At 46.2% G+C, this 658-nt stretch carries 1 pseudogene; it reads left to right on the forward strand.

Annotated features, from left to right (window positions below):
* Nucleotides 1–31 precede the first annotated feature (31 nt).
* Nucleotides 32–658, forward strand: a pseudogene (locus tag IR141_RS12675) (IS1595 family transposase); the annotation flags it as partial.

Below are 658 nucleotides of genomic sequence, written 5' to 3' on the forward strand. Positions count from 1 at the left end.
ACTGGCAGAATAGCTCTGTCAGCCTGGAAAAATGAAATATAACACCAAGTTAAGTGACCATCAGCTCAAAAAATTATCAAGCATTTTTGTGTCGGTATAGAAGCCTCAAAACCACTTTGCCGACAGGCTTCAACCGCAATACCATCAACCACCGGTATCGCATGTTCAGACACGAAATATACCGCTGCCAAAGCGGGCAAAAAGACCTGTTATACGGCAGCATGGAGGTTGATGAAAGCTATTTTGGTGCCAAACGGCAGCGCGGTTTCCATGGCGAGTCAAAGCATGGCAGAGGAACGCTTAAACAACCCGTCTTTGGTATTTTCGAAAGAGACGGCAGGGTTTATACCGAAATCGTTCCTGATTGTAAAAAGCAAACACTTCAAGCTGTTATATTGGGAAAGGTCTCTCTGGAGAGTGTTTTTATTCTGATAGCCGGCGCGGTTACAGCGGCCTGGTCGATGCCGGCTACTCTAAACATTTGCGCGTTAATCACGGACAAAATGAGTTTGCAGATGGTACCGGGCACATCAATGGTATTGAAAGCTTCCGGAGTTTTACCAAACGAAGGCCCGCCAAATTCAATGGCGTAACCAAAAACTTTGATTTGCACCTGAGGGAATGCGGATGGCGATGGAACCGAAACTCTGATGAACTG

It is taken from the genome of Neisseria sp. 19428wB4_WF04 (assembly GCF_015235335.1).
GTDB lineage: Bacteria > Pseudomonadota > Gammaproteobacteria > Burkholderiales > Neisseriaceae > Neisseria > Neisseria musculi.